Below are 18,660 nucleotides of genomic sequence, written 5' to 3'. Positions count from 1 at the left end.
CCCTAGGCTTGCCTACGTGGGAAACTACGACGCACTGCTGATCCTGTCCTTCGGCGGACCTGAAGGTCCCGGCGATGTCATGCCCTTCCTGGAGAACGTCGTGCGCGGCCGTAACGTGCCGCGCGAGCGGCTCAAGGAGGTCGCCGAGCACTACTACCACTTCGGCGGGATCAGCCCGATCAACCAGCAGAACCGCGACCTGATCGAGGCCGTGCGGCCCACGCTCGACGTGCCCGTCTACTGGGGCAACCGCAACTGGGCGCCCTACGGCGAGGACACCGTGCGCCGGATGCGCGCCGACGGCGTGCGCAGGGCGGCGGTCTTCGCCACCTCGGCCTTCGCCGGCTACTCCTCCTGCCGGCAGTACTACGAGGACATCGCGCGCATCTCGCTGCCCGGCGGGCCCGAGCTGGTCAAGCTGCCCCACTACGGCGACCACCCGGGGTTCGTGACCGCCATGGCCGACCGGGTCCGCGACGCGCTGGCCGAGCTCGGCCGGCCCGACGCCAGGCTCGTCTTCACCGCCCACAGCATCCCGCTGGCCCACGCGAAGAGCGCCTACGAGAGCGAGCTGCGGCGCAGCGCCGAGCTGGTCAACAAGGCGCTGGGCCGTACCCAAGACTGGGACCTCGTGTGGCAGTCGCGTAGCGGCCCGCCGCAGGTGCCGTGGCTGGAGCCGGACGTCTGCGACCATCTGCGCACGCTCGACGGGCCGGTGGTGCTGGCGCCGATCGGGTTCGTCTCCGACCACATGGAGGTCGTCTACGACCTCGACACCGAGGCCGTGGAGGTGGCCGCGGAGCTGGGGCTGCCGATGGCGCGGGCGGCCACGGTCGGCACCCACCCGGCGTTCGTGCGCGTGGTGGGCGAGCTGATGGCCGGTCCCGAGCCGGTGCCGTGCTCGACGGAGACGTGTCCTCAGGTGTAGGCGCGGGCGTAGGCCTCGGCGTAGCCCATGACCTTGTTCACGTAGTCCCACGAGTGGTTGTAGAACCAGATCGCCTTGCGGAGCTTCTCGCCGCCCTTGCCGGCGCCATTGGCGCACAGGTAGTTGGCGGCGCCCGGCACCGCGTCGTACGGGCTCCAGATGTCCTTCTTGCCGTCGGCGTCGCCGTCCACGCCGTAGGCCCGCCACGTGGCGGGCATGAACTGCATCGGCCCCAGCGCGCCCGCGCTCGACGGCCCGTTGTTGCGCCCGTGCCCGCTCTCGACCTGCCCGATGGCGGCCAGCACCGTCCAGGACAGCCCGGGGCAGCGGGTGGCCGCCTGCTTGTAGAGGTCGAGGTAGCTGCCCGGCCGTCCCACCGACGCCACCCGCTGTTCCTGCGGCGCCGGGGTACGGCTGCCGCCCAGCCCGATCACCTGGGCCCCCTTGCCGAGGAGCTTGGCGACCCCGGCGGTGCCCACCTTGCCCTCCTTGCCGTGCAGCAGCACGGCCACGCCCGGGGCGACGCCGAGCGCCTTGCCGGTCTCGGCGCTGACGATGCCGTCGATGCCCTTGAGCCCGAGCCCGGCCGAGGCGGCCAGCCGGAGCCTGGGACCGCCGTCCACCTGGTAGTCCGCGCCCAGCACCATGCCGAGCCTGCGGGTGGCGGCGGTGTCGGCGACCAGTTCGCCGCGGCTCAGCGCGCTCCAGACGGCCGGCTCGTCGGCGACCGGCTTCGGGGTCCAGGCGCGGAAGTCGGCCGGGGTGACGGCCAGCACGTTCAGGCCGGTGCCGGAGATCTTGATGGCGCCCGCGTCCACGACCGCCACCTTCTGCACGTGCTTGAGCCGGCTGAGCGCGTAGCGGGCCTGCTTGGGCACGGTGGCGCGGGCGATCGCCAGCACCCTGGGCGGGGTGGGGGTGATGCCGGGGCCGCCTCTTCCGAAGTCCTTCACCTGTTCGGGGACCATCCGTTCCAGGGGTTCCGGCCTGGCCTGCGGTTCTTGGGCGCGGCGGGTCGGCTGGGGCCGGGCCGGGTCGGTGAACAGGTCGTCGCGGACGAGGAAGACCACGCCGCCGCTCGTCACGGTGACCACGGCGACCGCGGCCACGAGCAGCACCGCGGAACGGATCGAGGGAAGAGCGGACACGCGGGACACGTTACCCAAAATCAGTTGCGCTTCCGCGAGGGTCTGCAGAAGGGTGTCACGCGGCGATAGGGGGATTTTGTGGTCGGGCCGTATCGGGGACTGTTCAACGCGCCCGGAGTCAAGGGTTTCGTCCTGGCCGGATTCGTGGGGCGCTTCCCCATGTCGATGCTGGGGATCGGGATCGTCCTTCTGATCTCCGCGCTGACCGAGTCCTACGCCACAGCGGGAGCCGTCGCGGCCGTGGTCAACGTCTCCTATGCGATCGCGGCGCCGTTCTCGGGACGGCTGGCCGACCGCTTCGGCCAGAACCGGGTGATCGTCCCCTTCTCCGTCGTCAACGCGGTGGCCCTGGTCTCGCTCATCCTGAGCGCCGGGTTCCGGCTGCCCGAATGGACGCTCTACGCCTCGGGCCTGCTCGTCGGCGCGACCTCGCTCTCGCTGGGCTCGATGGTGCGCGCGCGGTGGTCGAACCTGCACGGCGGCTCGGGCAAGCTGCACACCGCCTTCGCGTTCGAGTCGGTGGCCGACGAGGTCATCTTCGTGACCGGGCCGGCGGCGGTGACGCTGCTGGCCACCTATGTCAATCCGTACGCGGGGCTGGTGGTCGCCGTGGTGGCGATGCTGGGCGGGTCGCTGGCGCTGGCGGCGCAGCGGCGTACGCAGCCGCCGATCGTGGCGGTGCGCGCCGCCGGCGGCACGCCGATCCTGATCCCGGGCGTGGCCCTGCTGTCGGCCGTGTACGTGGGCCTGGGCGCCGTGTTCGGCTCGGTCGACCTGATCACCGTGGCCTTCGCCGAGGAACACGGAGCCAAGGGGGCCGCGGGTTTCCTGCTGGCCAGCTTCGCGGGCGGTTCGATGGTCTCGGGCCTGTGGTTCGGCTCGCGGCACTGGCGTATCCCGATGCGCGGGCGCTTCGTGCGGGCGCTCGGGGTGTTCGTCGTCGGCCTGCTGCCGATCATGTTCGTGGGTGACACGCGGATCATGGCGCTGGCGCTGTTCGTCGCGGGACTGGCCATCTCGCCGACGCTCATCACGGGCTTCTCGCTGACCGAGCGCCTGGTGCCGCCCGCGCTGCTGACCGAGGGAATGGCCTGGATCTCGACCTCGATCGGCTTCGGCGTCGCGCTCGGCGCGTGGGCGGGCGGGCGGCTCACCGAGGCGTTCGGCGCCTCCAACGCCTACGCCTTCTCCCTGGCGTGCGCGCTGTTCGCGGCCCTCGTCGGGGTGTCAGGTTCGGGTTTGCTGAGGATTCCTGAAGCGCCTTCACCGGCGAAGAGCTGATCCGCTACGGTCGGGAGATCCCTCAAGCAACACCCTCAACTCACGAAAGCTCCGTAATGTCCCGACAAATTGCTTCACTTCTAGCCATCGCCGCTGTCACCGTCACTCTGGCCCCAGCGCCGGCGTCGGCCGCTCCTGAAGTCGACTGCACGCAGGTCAAATGCCTCGCGCTGACCTTCGACGACGGGCCGGGCAAGTACGCTGACAAGCTCCTCGACACCCTGAAGAAGGCCAACGCGAAGGCGACCTTCTTCCTGGAGGGCCAGTACGTCAAGACGCGGCCCGCCTTCGCCAAGCGCATGGCCAAGGAGGGCCACGAGCTCGGCAACCACAGCTACAAGCACCCCAACTTCACCGATCTCGAGCCGGGGGCCATCCGGAACGAGGTCAAGAAGACCCAGGACATCATCTACAAGACGACCGGGGTCACGCCCAAGCTGCTGCGCCCGCCGTACGGCATGGCCGACATCCAGGTGTCGGACGTGGCGGCGGAGTTCGACATGCCGATCGTGTTGTGGACGGCCGGCTCGCGTGACTGGGCCACCAAGAACGCCGACGAGATCAAGAAGCAGACCTTGGCGGTCGCCCAGCGCGACGGCATCATCCTGATGCACGACTGGGTCAAGCAGACGGTCGACGTGATGCCGAGCCTGGTCAAGCTGCTCCAAAGCCGCGGCTACACGCTGGTGACCGTTTCCACACTGCTCAAGAGCCAGAACCTTCAGCCCGGCGACATCTACCCTGTTCCCGAAGGCTGGGAGAGGTGAGTATCGTTCACGTTTAACGGAACGATCCTTTCCAGGGGGCGCGTCATGGTCTTCACCAACTGGGCCGGCAACCAGTCGGGCACCCCCGCCGAGGTGCGTACACCCGCCTCGGTAGAAGACGTGGTCAGCGCCGTCCGGGACGCCACACGCACCGGACGGCGGCTGCGCATGGTCGGAACGGGCCACTCCTTCACCGGAGTGGCCCTCACCGACGGCATCATGCTCCGCCCCACCGGTCTCACCGGCGTCAGGACGTGGGCGGAGGACCGGGTGACCGTCCTCGCCGGCACCCCGCTCAGCCACCTCAACGAACTGCTCGACCAGCGCGGCCTCGCGCTCGCCAACATGGGCGACATCACCGAGCAGACCGTCTCCGGCGCCATCCAGACCGGCACCCACGGCACCGGCCGCGACACCGGCGGCCTGGCCGACCAGGTCGTCGAGCTGGAGCTCGTGCTCGCCGACGGCTCCGTGGCCACGGTCAAGCCGGGCGAGGACCTCTTCGACGCCGCCCGGGTCGGGCTCGGCGCGCTCGGCGTCCTGACCGCGGTCACGTTCAAGGTCGAGCCCGCGTTCCTGCTGCACAACCGGCGCCGCCGTCTCCCCCTCACCGAGATCCTGTCCTCGCTCGACTCCATGACCTCGGCCAACGAGCACCTCGACTTCTTCTGGGTGCCGCACACCGACGCCTGCCTGGTCAAGACCAACAACAGGAACCCGGGGCCGGCCCGGCCGCCGAGCGCGTTCAAGCACTGGCTGGACGCGGTCTTCCTGGAGAACACGCTCTTCGGCGCGGCCTGCGCGCTCGGCGCCCGCTCCCCCGGCCTGATCCCGCGCATCAACGCCGTCAGCGCCGCCGCGCTCGGCGACTCCGAGTCCGTGGACACCTCCTACAAGATCTTCACCGCGCGGCGCGACGTGCGCTTCCTGGAGATGGAGTACGCCGTGCCGCGTGAGCACCTGGGCCAGGCACTACGCGAGACCCGCGACCTGGTCGAGCTCATGGACTGGAAGATCACCTTCCCGGTCGAGGTGCGGGTGACGCCGCCGAGCGACGCCTGGCTGTCCACCGCGTACGGCCGGGACTCCGCCTACATCGCCTGCCACATCTACCGCCCCACTCCCAACCCCGCCTACTTCGAGGGCGTCGAGGAGATCATGACCAGGCTGGGGGGCCGCCCCCACTGGGGCAAGATGCACACCCGCGACGCCGCCTACCTCGCGACCGTCTACCCGCGCCTGCCCGACTTCGTGGCGCTGCGCGACCGCCTCGACCCCGGCCGCGTCTTCACCAACCCCTACCTGGACACCGTCCTCGGCTGAGTCGTATAGCTGGCTGGAGTGCCAGGCGGCCCGGGACGTCCATACCCTTTGAGGCATGACGCGTGACGCCCTCGAGGCTCTGGACCGCCTCGCGGGCGGGCTCGGCACCGCCGTACTCGCCCTGTTCGTCGCGATGGCGTGGTGGGTGACGCTGGTGAGCTGTCTCGCCGGCGTCGGCCTGCTGGCGCTGCCCGGCATGATCGGGCTGACCAGGTCCGTGGCCGAGCGGGAACGCGCCCGCCTGGGCCGCCGCGGCGAGCCGGTCATCTCCCCCTACGGCGAACCGGCGGAGGGCAACTGGGCCGAGCAGATGAAGGCGGCCTGGCACGATCCCTCCGTACGGCGCGACCTGGCGTGGGTGGCCGTCCACTCCACGATGGGGCTGGTGCTCGGTCTCGCCGGGCTCGCGCTGCCGATCATGGGGCTGCGCGACGTGACGTTCCCGCTGTGGTGGCACCTCCTGCCCGCGGGCGAGGTGGGCTCCTCGCTCGGCGTACGCGCGGAGACGTGGCCCGCGGTCCTGGCCGTCGGCCTGTCGGGGGTGCTCTGGCTGGGGCTGGCCATCGTGCTGGGGCCGCGGCTGGCCGTCCTGCAGAGCCTGCCCGGCCGCAGGCTGCTGTCGCCGCACGCCTCGGTGGACCTGTCCGCGCGGGTCGCGCGGCTGACCGCCACGCGGGCCGCCGCCCTGCGCGCTCATGCCGCCGAACTGCGCAGGATCGAGCGCTCGCTGCACGACGGCGCCCAGAACAGGCTGGTCGCCGTCGTCGTCACCGTCGCCGCCGCCAGGCGCGCGCTCTCCAGGAACCCCGAGGCCGCCGACCCCGCGCTCGAACGCGCCCAGACCGCCGCCGAGCAGGCCCTCGCCGAACTGCGCGGCGTCGTGCGCGGCATCCTGCCGCCGGTGCTGGAGGACAAGGGCCTGTCCGGCGCGCTGTCGGCGCTGGCCGCCGGGTCGGCCGTCCCGTGCGGCCTGAGCGTGGGCGAACTCGGGCCGCTCCCGCTGTCGGTCGAGGCCACCGCGTACTTCACCGTCGCCGAGGCCCTCACCAACGTCGCCCGCCACAGCGGCGCCACCCGGGTCGACGTCGAGGTCATCCTGTACGGCGAGGCGCTGCGGATCACCGTGGAGGACGACGGCAGGGGCGGCGCCGGCGAGGAGACCGGCGGGGGCTCGGGGCTGGCCGGGATCAGGCGGCGTGTGGAGTCGCACGACGGCGTCCTCACCCTGTCCAGCCCGGAGGGCGGTCCGACCCGGCTGCAGGTCGTCCTCCCACCGGCCTCCTGACACAGAGTTCGTCGTCAGCCGTACCGGAGGGGAGGGGTTGTCAGGGGATGGGGGCGCGTTCCTGGTCGGCGGGTGCCTCGTCCGGGGGTGGGGTGGCCTCCTCCTCGGGCTGGCCGGTCTCCTCGGGCGGGTCCGTGGTCGGCTCGCCCGACGGCTCCGCCTCGCCGGTTTTGGTCGGCGTCGGCGTGGGGGTCGGCGTCCTGGTCTTGCTCGGCTTGGGTGTCGGAGTGGGCGTCGGGGTCGGCGTGGGCTCCGGTTCGTCCTGGGTGGCCGGGGTCTCGGTGGGCGGCGTGGTGTGCTCGTCCTCCTTGACCGGTCCCTTGGGTTCCTCCCTGACCGAGGCCGGGCGCTTGCCGGGCAACTGGTCGGGGATCGCCGAGCCGCTGGCCGCCTGGTAGACGAGGATCGCGCCCATGCTGATCGCGAATACCAGCGCGGCGGCGAACCCGAGCTTCAGCCACGGCAGCGGGCGGCGCCGTTCCGGCTTCTCCACCGCCGCCATGACCAGGGTCGCCTCCCCCGCGCCCGGCTCCGGCGGCGGCTCGTCGCGGAGGGTCGCCTGTGCCGCGGTGGCCAGTTCCCCCTCGCCGTCGCGGTGCGGCGGCACCTCCTCGCCGTCCTCGTGCTCGCGCCACGCAAGCACCGTGTGTTCCTTGACCTTCTCGCCGGTCCGCTTCAGGTAGTGCGTGTAGATCGCGCTGCCGACCGTGCTGGCCACACTGGCCACGGCCGCGCCGATCACCGTCCCCGCCACGCCGAGATACGACGCCGCCACCGCGGCGGTCACCGCGGCCAGGGCTCCACCGAGGACCTGCGGCACGCTCAGCTCGAACCTCCGCTGCTCGCCGCTCATCCTCCAGATCAGTCCCCTCTTGTCATTCGACAGGTAAAGAGCTTCCTCGTGAATAGACGCGAGTGCGTGTCCTGTTGTTCCTGTGACCTGCGTGACAGGAAGGCTCAAGGGCCGTGCCCCGCCGATTCGGACTGCCCTCCGTCTATGCCGCCGCGGCCGTGGCCACGGCCGTCACGACCGTCGCCCCGCTCGCCGTGACCGAACCCGCCTCAGGACTGTCCGCGCGGCCGGTGGTGACGGAGCCCACCCGCCCGTACATCGTGACCGCGCACACACGCGGCGACGCGCGGGACCTGGTCAGCGAGGCGCGCTGGCGGGTACGCCGCTACTACACGGCCGTCCTGCCCGGATTCGCGACGTGGCTGAGCGACAGGGAGGCGGCCGAACTGCGGGCCGACGCGCGGGTACGCTCGCTCGAACCCGACCGGCAGGTCCACCCTATGGGCGGCTGGGCACTGGACCGGCTCGGCGAGCGCGAACTCCCCCTCGACGGCCGCCACCGCACCACGGCGACCGGCCGGGGCGTCACCGTCTACGTGCTCGACAGCGGCGTGGACGTCGGTCACCGCGAGTTCGGCGACCGCGCCTGGCGCGCCTTCGACGCCACCGGCGGGCGCGGCGCCGACTGCAGCGGTCACGGCACGCAGGTGGCGGGTGTCGCCGCGGGCCGCACGTACGGCGTGGCCCCGCAGGCCAGGATCGCCTCGGTGAAGGTGCTGGGCTGCGGCTTCGGTTCGATGTCGGACGTGCTGGCCGGAGCCGACTGGGTGCGCAGGCACGCGCGCGGCCCCGCCGTGGCCAACATGTCGATCGGCGCCGAGCCCTCCCCCGCACTGGACGCCGCCGTGAGCAACCTCACCCGGGCGGGCGTCCTGGTCGTGGCCGCCGCGGGCAACTCCGGCGAGAGCGCCTGCTCGGTGTCACCGGCCCGCCGGGCGTTCGCGGTGGCGGCCAGCGACTCCGCGGACCGGCGGGCGCCGTTCTCGGGCCACGGCCCTTGCGTCGATCTTTACGCGCCGGGCGTCGACGTGCGTTCCGCCTGGCTGGAGGGGACCACGCGCGAGGAGAGCGGCACTTCGATGGCCGCCCCGCACGTGTCCGGAGTCGCCGCCCTCTACCTGGAGTCCCATCGCGGCTCCAGCCCGTCAACTCTCGCGTCTTGGCTCAAGTCCACGGCGACCCGTGGCGTGATTCGCCAGAATCCGTCGAGGACCCCTAACCTCCTGCTGCACTCCGGCGGGCTATAAAGGATGGAATCGACAAATGTGACCGGCGTCACAACGCTTGGGGAGTATCCCAGGCAGGCGATGTTCGGACATGCCGGGTACGGTGCTGGCAGGCAACCGGCACACGCGAGAGACTCAAGGGTCCGGGGGAAGAATGAGCGCGCTGACGAAGGGACTCGCATGCAGGAGCTCCGACTCGTCGCGGTGAGTGAGGACGGCACGTATCTCGTCCTGGCGACAGCCGGGCGGGGTACGCGGTTCACGCTCCCCGTGGACGACCGGCTCCGCGCTGCCGTCCGCGGAAACTTCTCCCGTCTCGGCCAGTACGAGATCGAAGTGGAGAGTCCGTTGCGCCCCAAGGAGATCCAGGCACGCATTCGCGCTGGAGAGACCGCGGAAGAGATCGCCGCGACCGCGGGAATCCCGGTCGAGCGTGTCCGCTGGTTCGAGGGTCCCGTGCTCCAGGAGCGGGAGTACGTCGCCCAGCAGGCGCAGCGCGTCGCCGTTCGCATGCCTGGAGAGTCCGCCCCGGGACCCACGCTCGGCGAACTCGTCGCCGAGCGCCTCACCCGCCGCGGCGTGCCCACCGACGAGATCGACTGGGACTCCGCCAAACGCGACGACGGCCTGTGGCGGGTCAAGCTCGGCTACGTCTGGAACGGTCACACCCGGCACGCGGAGTGGCTGTTCGACCCGCGCAAGCGGCACGTCACGCCGCATGACGACGAGTCCATGAGGCTGTCGGCGGCCGACTTCGACCCGAACCCGCCCGCCGAGGACACCACCGTCACGCCGTTCGCGCCGCGGGCCGCCAAGCTGCAGCCGGTGCCGCCGCTGCCGTCGGTGATCCGGCACGAGCCGCCCGCCGTGGCCAGGCCCGGCGACGGCCCGGCCGTCGCCTACCCGCCCGGCCGTGACGGATTCCCTCCCGGCCGCGACGCCTTCCCGCCCGGACGCGAGTCCTTCCCGCCCGCCCGGGAAGGCTTCGCGCCTGGACGTGAGGGGTACGCGCAGGGCAAGGAGGGCACCGGCCGCGACGGGTTCCCGCCGAACCGGGACGCGTACTCACCGGCCCGCGGCGAAGGCGCCTACGTCCGCCCGCCCGAGACCCCCTCCAGGGAGGCCGAGCGCGGGTACCCGTTCGAGGACGAGACATCCGACTTCGACGGGCGGGGTGGAGAGGGTGTACGCCGGGCACCGGCGGCCTGGCACCCGGACTTCGCCACCAACCGCCCGGAACGCCCGCAGCCCCGCGACACCGACCCCATCTACGCCCCGGCCCCGCGCCCCCCCGACCCGGCCCCCGCACCCCTCCCCCAGGAGCCCACAACCCCGGAGCCGGTAGCCCAGGAGCCGGTAGCCCAGGAGCCGGTAGCCCAGGAGCCCGCGACCCCCGAACCGGCCACCCACGAGCCCCCGGCACCCGTCATCCAGGTGCCCGCGGCCGCTGTCGCCGAGGTCCCCTCGGCCCCTGTCGTCCGGGAGCCACCGGCCCCTGCGGTCCAGGAGCCACCGGCCGCTGAGGCAACCGCCCCTGAGCCGACCGCCCAGGAGCCTGTGGCCGCTGAGCCGGTCGTCCATGAGGTCGTTGCCCCGGTCGCCCCGGTCGTGCAGGAGGCGCCGGTTGTGCAGGAGGCGCCGGTCGTGCTGGAGGCGGCGGTTGCCGCGCCTGACGTCCGGGAGCCGGAGACCGCCGAGCCGGTCGCCGAGCCTGCCGCTGCCGACGAGCCCGCCGCCACCGTGGAGGAGCTCACGGCCGAACCGGTTGTCGAGGAGCCGGTTGTCGCGGAGCCCGTTGCCTCTGAGCCGGTGGTAGAGCCGGTCGAGGCGGCGCCCGTGGAGGCCGTGGCCGCCGAGGCTGTTGTGGAGGAGGCCCCGGTCGAGGCTGTCGTGGTACAGCCTGCTGCGCCTGAGCCCGCCCCTGAGCCGAAGGCCGCCGCCCAGCCGATCGAGCCACCCAAGCCCGAGATCCCCAAGGCCGAGACTCCCAAGCCCGAAGCCCCGGAGCCCGAGGCTCCCAAGGCCGAAGCGCCCAAGCCTGAAGCACCGAAGGCCGAAGAGCCCAAGACCGAGGCGCCGCAGCCTGTGGCGCCGCCGGTTGAGGTGGCCGAGGTGGAACCTGCCAAGGCGGAAGAGGCGGTTGCCGAGAAGCCGCCGGTCGAGGAGACCAAGGCCGGGAAGGTTCAGGAGGACGAGGCGGGCAAGGACGAGGAGGCGGCTGTGCCGGCGGCCAGGGACGGCAAGGACGAGCCGATCGCCAAGCCGAAGCCCAAGCCGAAGGACCCGTCGACGGTGCCCGTTCCGTCGCCGCCGCCCGCGCCCGCGGCTCGGCAGCCGCGCAAGGGTTCCAAGGGGCGGCGCGCCTCCGTCCCGACCTGGGACGAGATCATGTTCGGTGCCCGCAAGCAGGACTGAGGCTCCGGGTACGGCCGGCCACGGTAAGTGGCCGGCCGTGCGTCGTTACGGCGGGTCGTTCGTGCGACTGCCGGGCGCCTGACGACCGGGCCCGGCGCACGGCGGCGGGAGGCGCCCGCTTGGCTTGCCGTAAGAGATAAGGGCATGCACAGACCCCAGCCACAGACCCCGGCCACAGACCTCAGGCAGAGAGCGCGATCAGGAACCGAAGGGCGCCAGCCAGTCGGGGGTGACCTCGGTGGGAAAGGCGACCGCCTGGGTTTCCGAGACGTCGACGGCCGAGTAGCCGCCCTCGCCCGCGCCCACCCCCGCCACCAGCGTCATGACGCCCGCGCGGCGCTGGAACCACGTCTGGCGGATCCGCCACCCCACCACCGCCCGGCGTTCGAACACCGCCTGTGAACGGCGCAGCGACCCGGAACGCACCGACAGCCGGATCCCGTCGTACCCGTGGCCCAGCGACTTGTAGCGGTCGAGGCCCAGCGGGACGCCGATCCCGGCCAGGATGAGGGCGGCGACGGCGAGTACCCACCAGGCCGTGGCGGCGGTCAGGAGGGCGGCGGCCAGCGCGACGGCGGCCAGCGCGGCCCAGGGGGCGATCGCGCGGAACAGGCGGCGGTTGCGCGCCACCGGCGGGTGCGGGCGCAGCTCGGCGGTGAAGGGGCCGATCGCGGCGCCGGTGACCTGGTGGGCGACGGCGCGGGGCACGTCGGGCAGGAGCTGGCCGCGGGCCTGGGAGTCGCCGAGGCCGGTGACGATGGCCCAGACGCGTACGACTCCGGCCCAGCGTTCGGCGAGGGCGTCGGCGATCTCGTAGCCGCGTACGCGCCGGGACTCCAGGGACACGCTCCTGCGGTTGATCAGCCCGCGCTCGGCGACGAGGTAGCCGTCGCGTTCCTTGAGCGTGAAGTTCCAGTTGAACACCGCGTACATGGCCCCGCCCACCACCGGCATCGCGACCACCAGCAGGACGACGGCGACCAGCAGCAGGTAGGGACGGTCCCAGAGCCACTGCCCGGCGTCCCATGCGGCGTCGCGGCCGAAGCCGAGCTGGTCGCCCCACTGGAAGGCGAGGCCGATGGCGCCACCGGCCAGCGCGAACGGCGTCAGCAGGTACGCCCCCGACAACGGCCCGTAGAGCAGCCAGGCGCGGGGCACGCGCATGATGACCCGCTCGTTCTCCCGCGGCGGCTGAGGGGCGTCGGGAGCCGGTTGCGGCCGCTCCTGGGCGCGGGCGCGCAGGAGCACCGCCTTGAGGCGTTCGGCCTCGGCGAGGGTGACGCCGTCGAGCTCGCCCTCCTGCTCGCTGCCGCCGCTGGCTCCGGTGTCGAGTTTGAGTACGGCGAGGCCGAGCAACCGGTGCATGGGCGGCATGGAGACGTCCACCCCGCGGATGCGCTCAAGCGGGATGGTCCGGACGGAACGGCTGATCAGCGACCGCTTGATCTCCAGCCGGTCACCCGCGAGCTGGTAGCTGAACGTCGCCCAGCGCACCACCGCGAACGCCACCGTCCCGGCGACGCCCAGCGCGGCCCACAGGAACGAACGCGGCGAGAACCCGCCCACGAACAGCACGCCGACCAGCGGCAGCAGCAGCGAGGGCAGCATGCGGACCGGGTCGATGAGCAGCACCTTGGGACTGAGCCGCACCGGCACAGCCGCACCGCCAGCCGGTCCCTGAACGCCCGGCTCGCCATGATGCGGGCCGTCTGTCACGTGCCGGGTGGCTTCGGGATCGGGCTGTGTGGCCGGCCTCTCGGCCTCTCCGGGTCCGGGCTGGGCCGGTTCCGCCTCGGGTCGCGGCGCCGGGTGGTGGGGGTCGGGGGTCATGTGGCGTCGTCCCTGAGGTGCTCGGCCCGGTGGGCGAGCTGGTCGGCCAGCCCGGCGGCCACGCCGTACTCCAGACCCTTGATCGTGGAGGAACCGGCGTGCGACGCGGTGCGGATCTCCAGCGTGGCCAGCCCGAACAGCCGCTCCAGCCAGCCCTGCGCCTTGTCCACCGTCTGGATCCGGCTCACCGGCACGAACACCCATTCCCGGGTGAGGAAGCCGGAGCGGGCGTACACGACATCTCCCGACAGCTCCCACCGATGGACGGCGAAGCGCACGAACGGCTCCGCCACCAGGAACGGCGTGGCCACCACGCCCACCCCCACCGGCAGCAGCCAGGAGTCGGCCGACAGCCACCCGGGCACCCAGCCCCACCCGCTGCCGCCCACCACACGCGCCACCACGATCGCCCCGCCCACCAGGAGGACGAAGCCGATCAACGACTCCAGCATCCACAGCTGCCTGGCCTTGGGCGAGACGCGGTGCGCCGGGTCACGCAGCGTCCCCGCTCGGGGCTCGGATTCACTCACACCGACCAGCTTAGGCGCGGCTCGCGTCAGCGTTATCTCAGCGGCCCGCACGCGGGGTCAGAGAACTGTCAGTGACGTGGGCCACAGTGGGGTCCATGCGATACGCGATCGAGGCCGAGGGCCTCGCCAAGCGCTACGGCGAGACCACCGCGCTGGCCGGTGTCGACCTGGCGGTGCCGCCGGGAAGACTGCTCGGCGTGCTGGGCCCCAACGGGGCGGGCAAGACCACCGCCGTCAGGATCCTCGCCACCCTGCTGGCCCCCGACGCGGGCCGGGCCTCGGTGGGCGGGTTCGACGTGGTGCGCCAGTCCCATCAGGTGCGCTCGCTGATCGGCCTGACCGGGCAGTACGCGGCGGTCGACGAGATGCTGACCGGCGTGGAAAATCTGCTCATGATCGGCCGCCTGCTCGGCCTGTCCAGGCCGGAGTCGCGGGCGCGGGCGCGGCAGTTGCTCGATCGTTTCGACCTGGCCGACGCGGGCGGCCGGGCCGCCAAGACCTTCTCCGGCGGCATGCGCAGGCGCCTCGACCTGGCGGCGAGTCTGGTGGGGCGGCCTCAGGTGCTGTTCCTCGACGAGCCGACGACGGGGCTGGATCCGCGCAGCCGTACCGACCTGTGGGGTGTGGTGCGGGGGTTGATGGCCGACGGCGTGACCGTGCTGCTGACCACCCAGTATCTGGAGGAGGCCGACCAGCTGGCCGACGACATCGTGGTGTTCGACCACGGCAGGGTGATCGCCTCCGGAACCTCCGACCAGCTCAAGTCCATGACGGGCGCGCAGGTGCTGGAGGTGAGCCCGCTGCGGTCCGACCAGCTCGACCTGGTGGCCGAGGTGGTCCGGGCCGTGGTGGAGACGCCGCCCGAGGTCGCCGGCGGGAAGGTGACGGCGGCGGTGCACGATCCGCGGGTGGTGCCCGCGGTGGTGCGGCGGCTGGACGAGCTGGGGGTGGTGGCCGCCGAGCTCGCCCTGCGCAAGTCCAGCCTGGACGAGGTGTTCCTTTCGCTGACCGGCCACCGTGCCGATTCCAAGGTGGTGGTCTAGATGGCGGCGACGGCTGTGCGCTTGGAACGGCGGGCCGGGGTGGGCGCGACCGTCCGGCAGACGTCCACGCTGGCCTGGCGGAGCCTGGTGCAGGTCAAGCACAACCCCTGGGACCTGCTCGACCTGAGCATCCAGCCGATCATGTTCCTGCTGCTGTTCACGTATGTGTTCGGCGGCGCGATCTCCGGCTCCACCGGGGACTACCTGCAGTTCGCGCTGCCCGGCCTGGTGGTGCAGAACGCACTGTTCTACACCCTGTCCACGGCGATCGGGCTCAACACCGACATCAGCAAGGGGGTGTTCGACCGGCTGCGGAGCCTGCCCATCGCGCGCACGGCGCCGCTGGCGGGGCGGATCGTCGCGGACACGTTCAAGCAGGTGTGGGCGTTCGCGCTGCTGATGGGGCTCGGGATGGTGCTGGGCTTCCGGGTCCAGACGAGCGTGGCCGGGGTGCTCGGGGCGCTCGCGCTGCTGGTCGTGGTCGCGCTGGCCATGTCGTGGATGTCGGTGCTGATCGGGCTCAGGGCGTCGAGTCCGGAGAAGGTGCAGATGATCACGTTCTCCGCCATGATGCCGCTGACCTTCACGAGCAGCGCGCTGGTCGATCCGGCGACGTTCCCGGCCTGGTTGCGGGCCTGGTCGGAGGTCAACCCTGTCTCCTACCTGGCCGACGCGATCCGGGGGCTGCTCATCGGGGGCGAGGTGGCGACGCCGGCGCTGGTCTCGCTGCTGTGGGCGGCCGGGTTCGTGGCGGTGTTCGCGCCGCTGGCCATCAGGGTCTTCAGGACCCGCGTGTGAGCGAACCGGCCATAGCCAGGGCGGCGGGCCGGTCGAGGGTCTGACCCTGGGCGAAGTGGATGTCGAAGGAGCCGGGTGGCAGAGCGGAGCGGGTGTCGTGGGTGATCCGGGCGTGGTCGGGGTCCACGACCGTGGTGAGGCCCTTGACCGCGGCGGCCGCGCCCAGCAGGACGGCCGCGCTGGCGGCGTCGCCGGTCGCCAGCGCGTGCGCGGCGCAGCCCACCACGGCCAGGCCGGTCAGCTGCGCGTCGCCCGAGGCGGCGGCCTGCTCCAGGGCCAGCGTGAGATGGCGGCGGGCGTCGGGCAGCCGGCCCTTGTCCAGGGCGACCAGGGCCAGCGCGGTGTTGACGGCGGCGATCATCGGCTTGGGCACTCCGTCGGAGGACTCCATGATGGCCATCGCCCGCCCGTAACAGGCCAGCGCCGTGGGCAGGTCGCCGTCGTGGCGGGCCAGGTCGCCCTGGGCGGCGGTGACCCCGGCCTCGCCCACCCGGTCGCCGAAGCGGACGACCAGGCCGGCGATCTCGGCCAGGTGGCGCTCCGCGCGGGCGCGGTCGCCGGCCAGGTTGAGCGCGATCGCGAGGCGGGCGCGCAGGTAGGGGGTGTCCTCGACGGCGCCGAGCGTCTGCATGACCTCCAGGGCTTCGCCCATGACCTCGATGCCCTGGTGGATCTCGCCGCGCAGCACGTGGAGGTCGGCCACGGCGGCGAGGGCGGAGCTGATGCCCCACCGGTCGCCCACCGCGCGGTAGCCGGTGAGCGCCGCCCGCAGATCGGCCTCACAGGCGGCGATGTGGCCGCTGTAGTAGCTGAGCAGGCCGGCCATGAGGTGGCCGGAGGCGACGACCCACGGGTCGGCGTGGTTCAGCAGGTCGCCGGCCATGGGGTCGCCGGTTTCCCGGGAGGTCTGCTGGGCGCCGCCGTACAGGACGAACATGGGCATGGCCAGCGCGACCAGCGGATGACCAGGACCGCCGAGACGGCGGGCCTGCGCGAGCGCGGCGCGCGCCCCCTCCCACGGCAGCGCCGCGCCGACGGCGTTGATCCCGTGTACGGCCAGCCCCAGGGCACGCAGGTGCGCGGGAGCCGACGGCGCCGCGGCCAGCGCCTCGGCCGAGCGCTGGGCGCCTTCGAGCCGGCTGCCCCGCAGCCACCAGTACCACCCGAGCGCCCCCACCAGCCGCAACGCCATCTCCCCCGCCTCGGGATCGGCCGCCGCGTCCGCCACGCACCAGCGGAGCGCGGCGTCGAGGTTGTCGTGCTCGGCGGTGAGCGCGGCGAGGTGCCGGAGCTGACCGGCCGCGCGCAGGCCGGGCTCGGCGTCCTCGGCGAAGCGGAGATAGTACGCGGCGTGCGCGCGCCGGATCCGGTCACCCCCGGGCAGGTGCTCGGCGGCGAAGGCGCGGATGGTTTCCAGCATGCGGTAGCGCCCGGACTCGAACACGACGAGGGATTTGTCCACCAGCCGGGTCAGGGGCTCCAGGTCGGCGGCGCACACCTGCTCCACGGCCTCCAGCGTGGCCCCGCCCGCGAAGACGGACATCCGGGCGGCCAGCTCGCGCTCGGGTTCCGGCAGCAGGTCCCAGCTCCACGACACCACCGCCCGGAGCGTCTGGTGGCGCGGCTGGGCCGTACGGCTGCCGCTCGTCAGCAACGAGAACCGGTCGCCCAGGCGCGCCGCCACCTCGCCCGCGCCGAGCGAGCGCATCCGCGCGGCGGCCAGCTCGATGGCCAGCGGCAGCCCGTCCAGCGCCCGGCAGATCCGCGCGACCTCGGCGGCCTCGGCGGCGTCCGGCGCGTAGCCTGGGCGGACCGCCGCCGCCCGGTCGGCGAACAGCCGCACGGCCGCGTACTCGCGGGGGTCGCCGGCACCGGGCGGGGGCAGTTCCAGCGGCGGCACGGCCCAGCTCGTCTCGCCGGTGACAGCGAGGGGTTCGCGGCTGGTGGCCAGCACGCGTACCCCGGGGCAGGCGGCGAGCACGCGCTCGGCCACCTCGGCGGCGGCGTCGATCACGTGCTCGCAGTTGTCCAGGACGATCAGCGGCTCGCGGTCGCCGATGAGCCGCACGAGCCGCTCGATCGGGAGCTCGGGGCCCGGCACGCGGGTGCCGTCACGCAGGTCCAGGGCGGCGGACACGGCCTGCGCGACGTCCGCGGCTCCGGCCAGTTCCACCAGCCAGGCCCCGCCGGGCGGCGCGAGCGCGGCGGCGGCCTCGACGGCGAGCCGGGTCTTGCCGGCGCCGCCGGGTCCGAGCACGGTGACGAGGCGGTGCCGGCCCAGAAGGTCGCCGATGTGAGCAACATCACGATCACGGCCGACGAAGCTCGTCAGCCTGGCCCGCAGATTCCCCGCCCGCCGCTCACGGGGCTCTTCGGTGCGGGCCGCGGGCTCGTCGCGGAGCAGGTTCAGGTGGATCCGGGCCAGTTCGGGAGAGGGATCGGCGCCCAAGGCGTCGCGGAAGGAACGGCGGGCGCTCTCGTAGGCGGCCAGCGCCTCCACGCGGCGCCCCGCCCCGTGGAGGGCGCGCATGCGCAGGCCGTGCAGCCGCTCGCGCAGCGGGTGGGCGGCCAGCAGCCCGGCCAGCCCGTCGAGCGCGTCGGCGGACCGCCCGAGCCGCAGGTCGGCCTCGATCCGGTCCTCCGCCGCGGCCAGCCGGAGATGGTCGAGACGGGCGACGTAGGCCGCGACCACCTCCAGGTCGGCGAGGCCGGCGAGCGCGGGCCCGCGCCACAGCGCCAGCGCCTCCCGCAGCACCCCCGCCGCCGTCGCGGCGTCCCCCTCGGCCAGCCGCGCCTGCCCTTGCCTGGCCAGTACGGCGAAGCGGTGCGCGTCCACCTGGTCGGGACCGGCAACCAGCCGGTATCCGGCCTGTTCCGCGACGATGAGCTGGCGCACCGGGTTTTTGCCGAGTGCCGCCCGAAGCCGGGAAACCAGTGCCTGAAGGGCATTGGCGACCCCGTCAGGCGGCCGGTCCCCCCACACCCCGGCGATCAGCGTCGCCAGGGGAACGGTCCTGCCCGCCTCGACAACCAGCAGGCCAAGGAGGGTGCGTAGCCTCTGACCTGCGATCTCCACGACCTCGCCGTCCCGGCGAACCTCGAGCGGGCCGAGAATGGCGAAGGTCATGCTTGTGGTCAAGCTCACCTTCTCCATCCCATGATTCTGGATGATTTCCGGCCCTTCCCCCGCCACCGACCCTCGCGAAACGGTCGGCGCACCGCCGTGAGCCGCG

The 18,660-nt window shown here is 72.8% G+C and carries 14 protein-coding genes; 9 read left to right on the top strand and 5 right to left on the bottom strand.

Features of this window, described 5'->3' with window-relative positions; genetic code table 11:
- The first annotated feature begins 16 nt into the window (after nt 1–16).
- Nucleotides 17–928, top strand: coding sequence for a ferrochelatase (locus ACFWYW_RS04820; protein WP_379609706.1), 912 nt, complete (start codon nt 17–19; stop codon nt 926–928).
- Here ACFWYW_RS04820 and ACFWYW_RS04815 read toward each other — a convergent pair.
- Nucleotides 919–2,076, bottom strand: a complete 1,158-nt coding sequence (locus ACFWYW_RS04815) for a lytic murein transglycosylase (RefSeq protein WP_379609705.1) — start codon at nt 2,074–2,076, stop codon at nt 919–921. The genes ACFWYW_RS04820 and ACFWYW_RS04815 overlap by 10 nt on opposite strands.
- A gap of 78 nt (nt 2,077–2,154) precedes the next feature.
- Between ACFWYW_RS04815 and ACFWYW_RS04810 the strand changes: the two genes are divergently transcribed.
- Genes ACFWYW_RS04810 through ACFWYW_RS04795 form a run of 4 tightly spaced genes read left to right on the top strand, consistent with a single transcriptional unit; the run spans nt 2,155 to nt 6,732 of the window.
- Nucleotides 2,155–3,357, top strand: a complete 1,203-nt coding sequence (locus ACFWYW_RS04810; protein ID WP_379609704.1) for an MFS transporter — start codon at nt 2,155–2,157, stop codon at nt 3,355–3,357.
- A 56-nt stretch (nt 3,358–3,413) separates the two neighbouring features.
- Complete coding sequence (locus tag ACFWYW_RS04805) at nt 3,414–4,124, top strand: polysaccharide deacetylase family protein (RefSeq protein ID WP_184971880.1); 711 nt, start codon at nt 3,414–3,416, stop codon at nt 4,122–4,124.
- 45 nt (nt 4,125–4,169) lie between these two features.
- Nucleotides 4,170–5,447, top strand: coding sequence for a D-arabinono-1,4-lactone oxidase (locus tag ACFWYW_RS04800; RefSeq protein WP_379609703.1), 1,278 nt, complete (start codon nt 4,170–4,172; stop codon nt 5,445–5,447).
- A gap of 55 nt (nt 5,448–5,502) precedes the next feature.
- A complete protein-coding gene (locus ACFWYW_RS04795) occupies nt 5,503–6,732 on the top strand; it encodes a sensor histidine kinase (RefSeq protein ID WP_379609702.1) in 1,230 nt (409 codons plus the stop codon).
- Between the two features lie 40 nt (nt 6,733–6,772).
- Here ACFWYW_RS04795 and ACFWYW_RS04790 read toward each other — a convergent pair whose 3' ends face one another.
- Entirely contained in the window at nt 6,773–7,585 is an 813-nt protein-coding gene (locus tag ACFWYW_RS04790) for a hypothetical protein (protein ID WP_379609701.1), read from the bottom strand.
- Nucleotides 7,586–7,698: 113 nt separating this feature from the next.
- On the opposite strand from ACFWYW_RS04790, the gene ACFWYW_RS04785 reads away from it, so the two are divergent.
- Entirely contained in the window at nt 7,699–8,832 is a 1,134-nt protein-coding gene (locus tag ACFWYW_RS04785) for a S8 family serine peptidase (RefSeq protein ID WP_379609700.1), read from the top strand.
- Nucleotides 8,833–8,991: 159 nt separating this feature from the next.
- Nucleotides 8,992–11,226 (top strand): septation protein SepH, encoded by a 2,235-nt coding sequence (sepH, locus tag ACFWYW_RS04780; protein ID WP_379609699.1) that lies wholly within the window; start codon nt 8,992–8,994, stop codon nt 11,224–11,226.
- A 198-nt stretch (nt 11,227–11,424) separates the two neighbouring features.
- Here the strand turns inward: sepH and ACFWYW_RS04775 are convergent, their stop codons facing one another.
- Nucleotides 11,425–12,882, bottom strand: coding sequence for a PH domain-containing protein (locus tag ACFWYW_RS04775; protein ID WP_379609698.1), 1,458 nt, complete (start codon nt 12,880–12,882; stop codon nt 11,425–11,427).
- A gap of 170 nt (nt 12,883–13,052) precedes the next feature.
- Nucleotides 13,053–13,586 carry a PH domain-containing protein gene (locus ACFWYW_RS04770; protein WP_379609697.1) on the bottom strand — a complete coding sequence of 178 codons (534 nt, stop codon included), beginning with the start codon at nt 13,584–13,586 and terminating at the stop codon, nt 13,053–13,055.
- Nucleotides 13,587–13,681: 95 nt separating this feature from the next.
- On the opposite strand from ACFWYW_RS04770, the gene ACFWYW_RS04765 reads away from it, so the two are divergent.
- Both ACFWYW_RS04765 and ACFWYW_RS04760 read left to right on the top strand, forming a co-directional pair.
- Entirely contained in the window at nt 13,682–14,629 is a 948-nt protein-coding gene (locus ACFWYW_RS04765) for an ATP-binding cassette domain-containing protein (RefSeq protein ID WP_379609696.1), read from the top strand.
- Nucleotides 14,630–15,427 (top strand): ABC transporter permease, encoded by a 798-nt coding sequence (locus ACFWYW_RS04760; protein ID WP_379609695.1) that lies wholly within the window; start codon nt 14,630–14,632, stop codon nt 15,425–15,427. It begins immediately after the preceding gene.
- On the opposite strand, the gene ACFWYW_RS04755 is transcribed toward ACFWYW_RS04760, so the two are convergent.
- A complete protein-coding gene (locus ACFWYW_RS04755; RefSeq protein ID WP_379640909.1) occupies nt 15,411–18,566 on the bottom strand; it encodes a BTAD domain-containing putative transcriptional regulator in 3,156 nt (1,051 codons plus the stop codon). The genes ACFWYW_RS04760 and ACFWYW_RS04755 overlap by 17 nt on opposite strands.
- Between the last annotated feature and the right edge of the window lie 94 nt (nt 18,567–18,660).

Origin of the sequence: Nonomuraea sp. NPDC059023 (genome assembly GCF_042740095.1) — a bacterium.
GTDB lineage: Bacteria > Actinomycetota > Actinomycetes > Streptosporangiales > Streptosporangiaceae > Nonomuraea.
This window is presented reverse-complemented; position numbering and strand designations above follow the sequence as displayed.

What these genes read in the sequence shown, in the direction of transcription:
- ACFWYW_RS04805 (WP_184971880.1), top strand. Translation starts at nt 3,414, where the DNA reads ATGTCCCGACAAATTGCTTCACTTCTAGCCATCGCCGCTGTCACCGTC.
- ACFWYW_RS04800 (WP_379609703.1), top strand. Translation starts at nt 4,170, where the DNA reads ATGGTCTTCACCAACTGGGCCGGCAACCAGTCGGGCACCCCCGCCGAG.
- ACFWYW_RS04795 (WP_379609702.1), top strand. Translation starts at nt 5,503, where the DNA reads ATGACGCGTGACGCCCTCGAGGCTCTGGACCGCCTCGCGGGCGGGCTC.
- ACFWYW_RS04790 (WP_379609701.1), bottom strand. Translation starts at nt 7,585, where the DNA reads ATGAGCGGCGAGCAGCGGAGGTTCGAGCTGAGCGTGCCGCAGGTCCTC.
- sepH (WP_379609699.1), top strand. Translation starts at nt 8,992, where the DNA reads ATGCAGGAGCTCCGACTCGTCGCGGTGAGTGAGGACGGCACGTATCTC.
- ACFWYW_RS04765 (WP_379609696.1), top strand. Translation starts at nt 13,682, where the DNA reads ATGCGATACGCGATCGAGGCCGAGGGCCTCGCCAAGCGCTACGGCGAG.
- ACFWYW_RS04760 (WP_379609695.1), top strand. Translation starts at nt 14,630, where the DNA reads ATGGCGGCGACGGCTGTGCGCTTGGAACGGCGGGCCGGGGTGGGCGCG.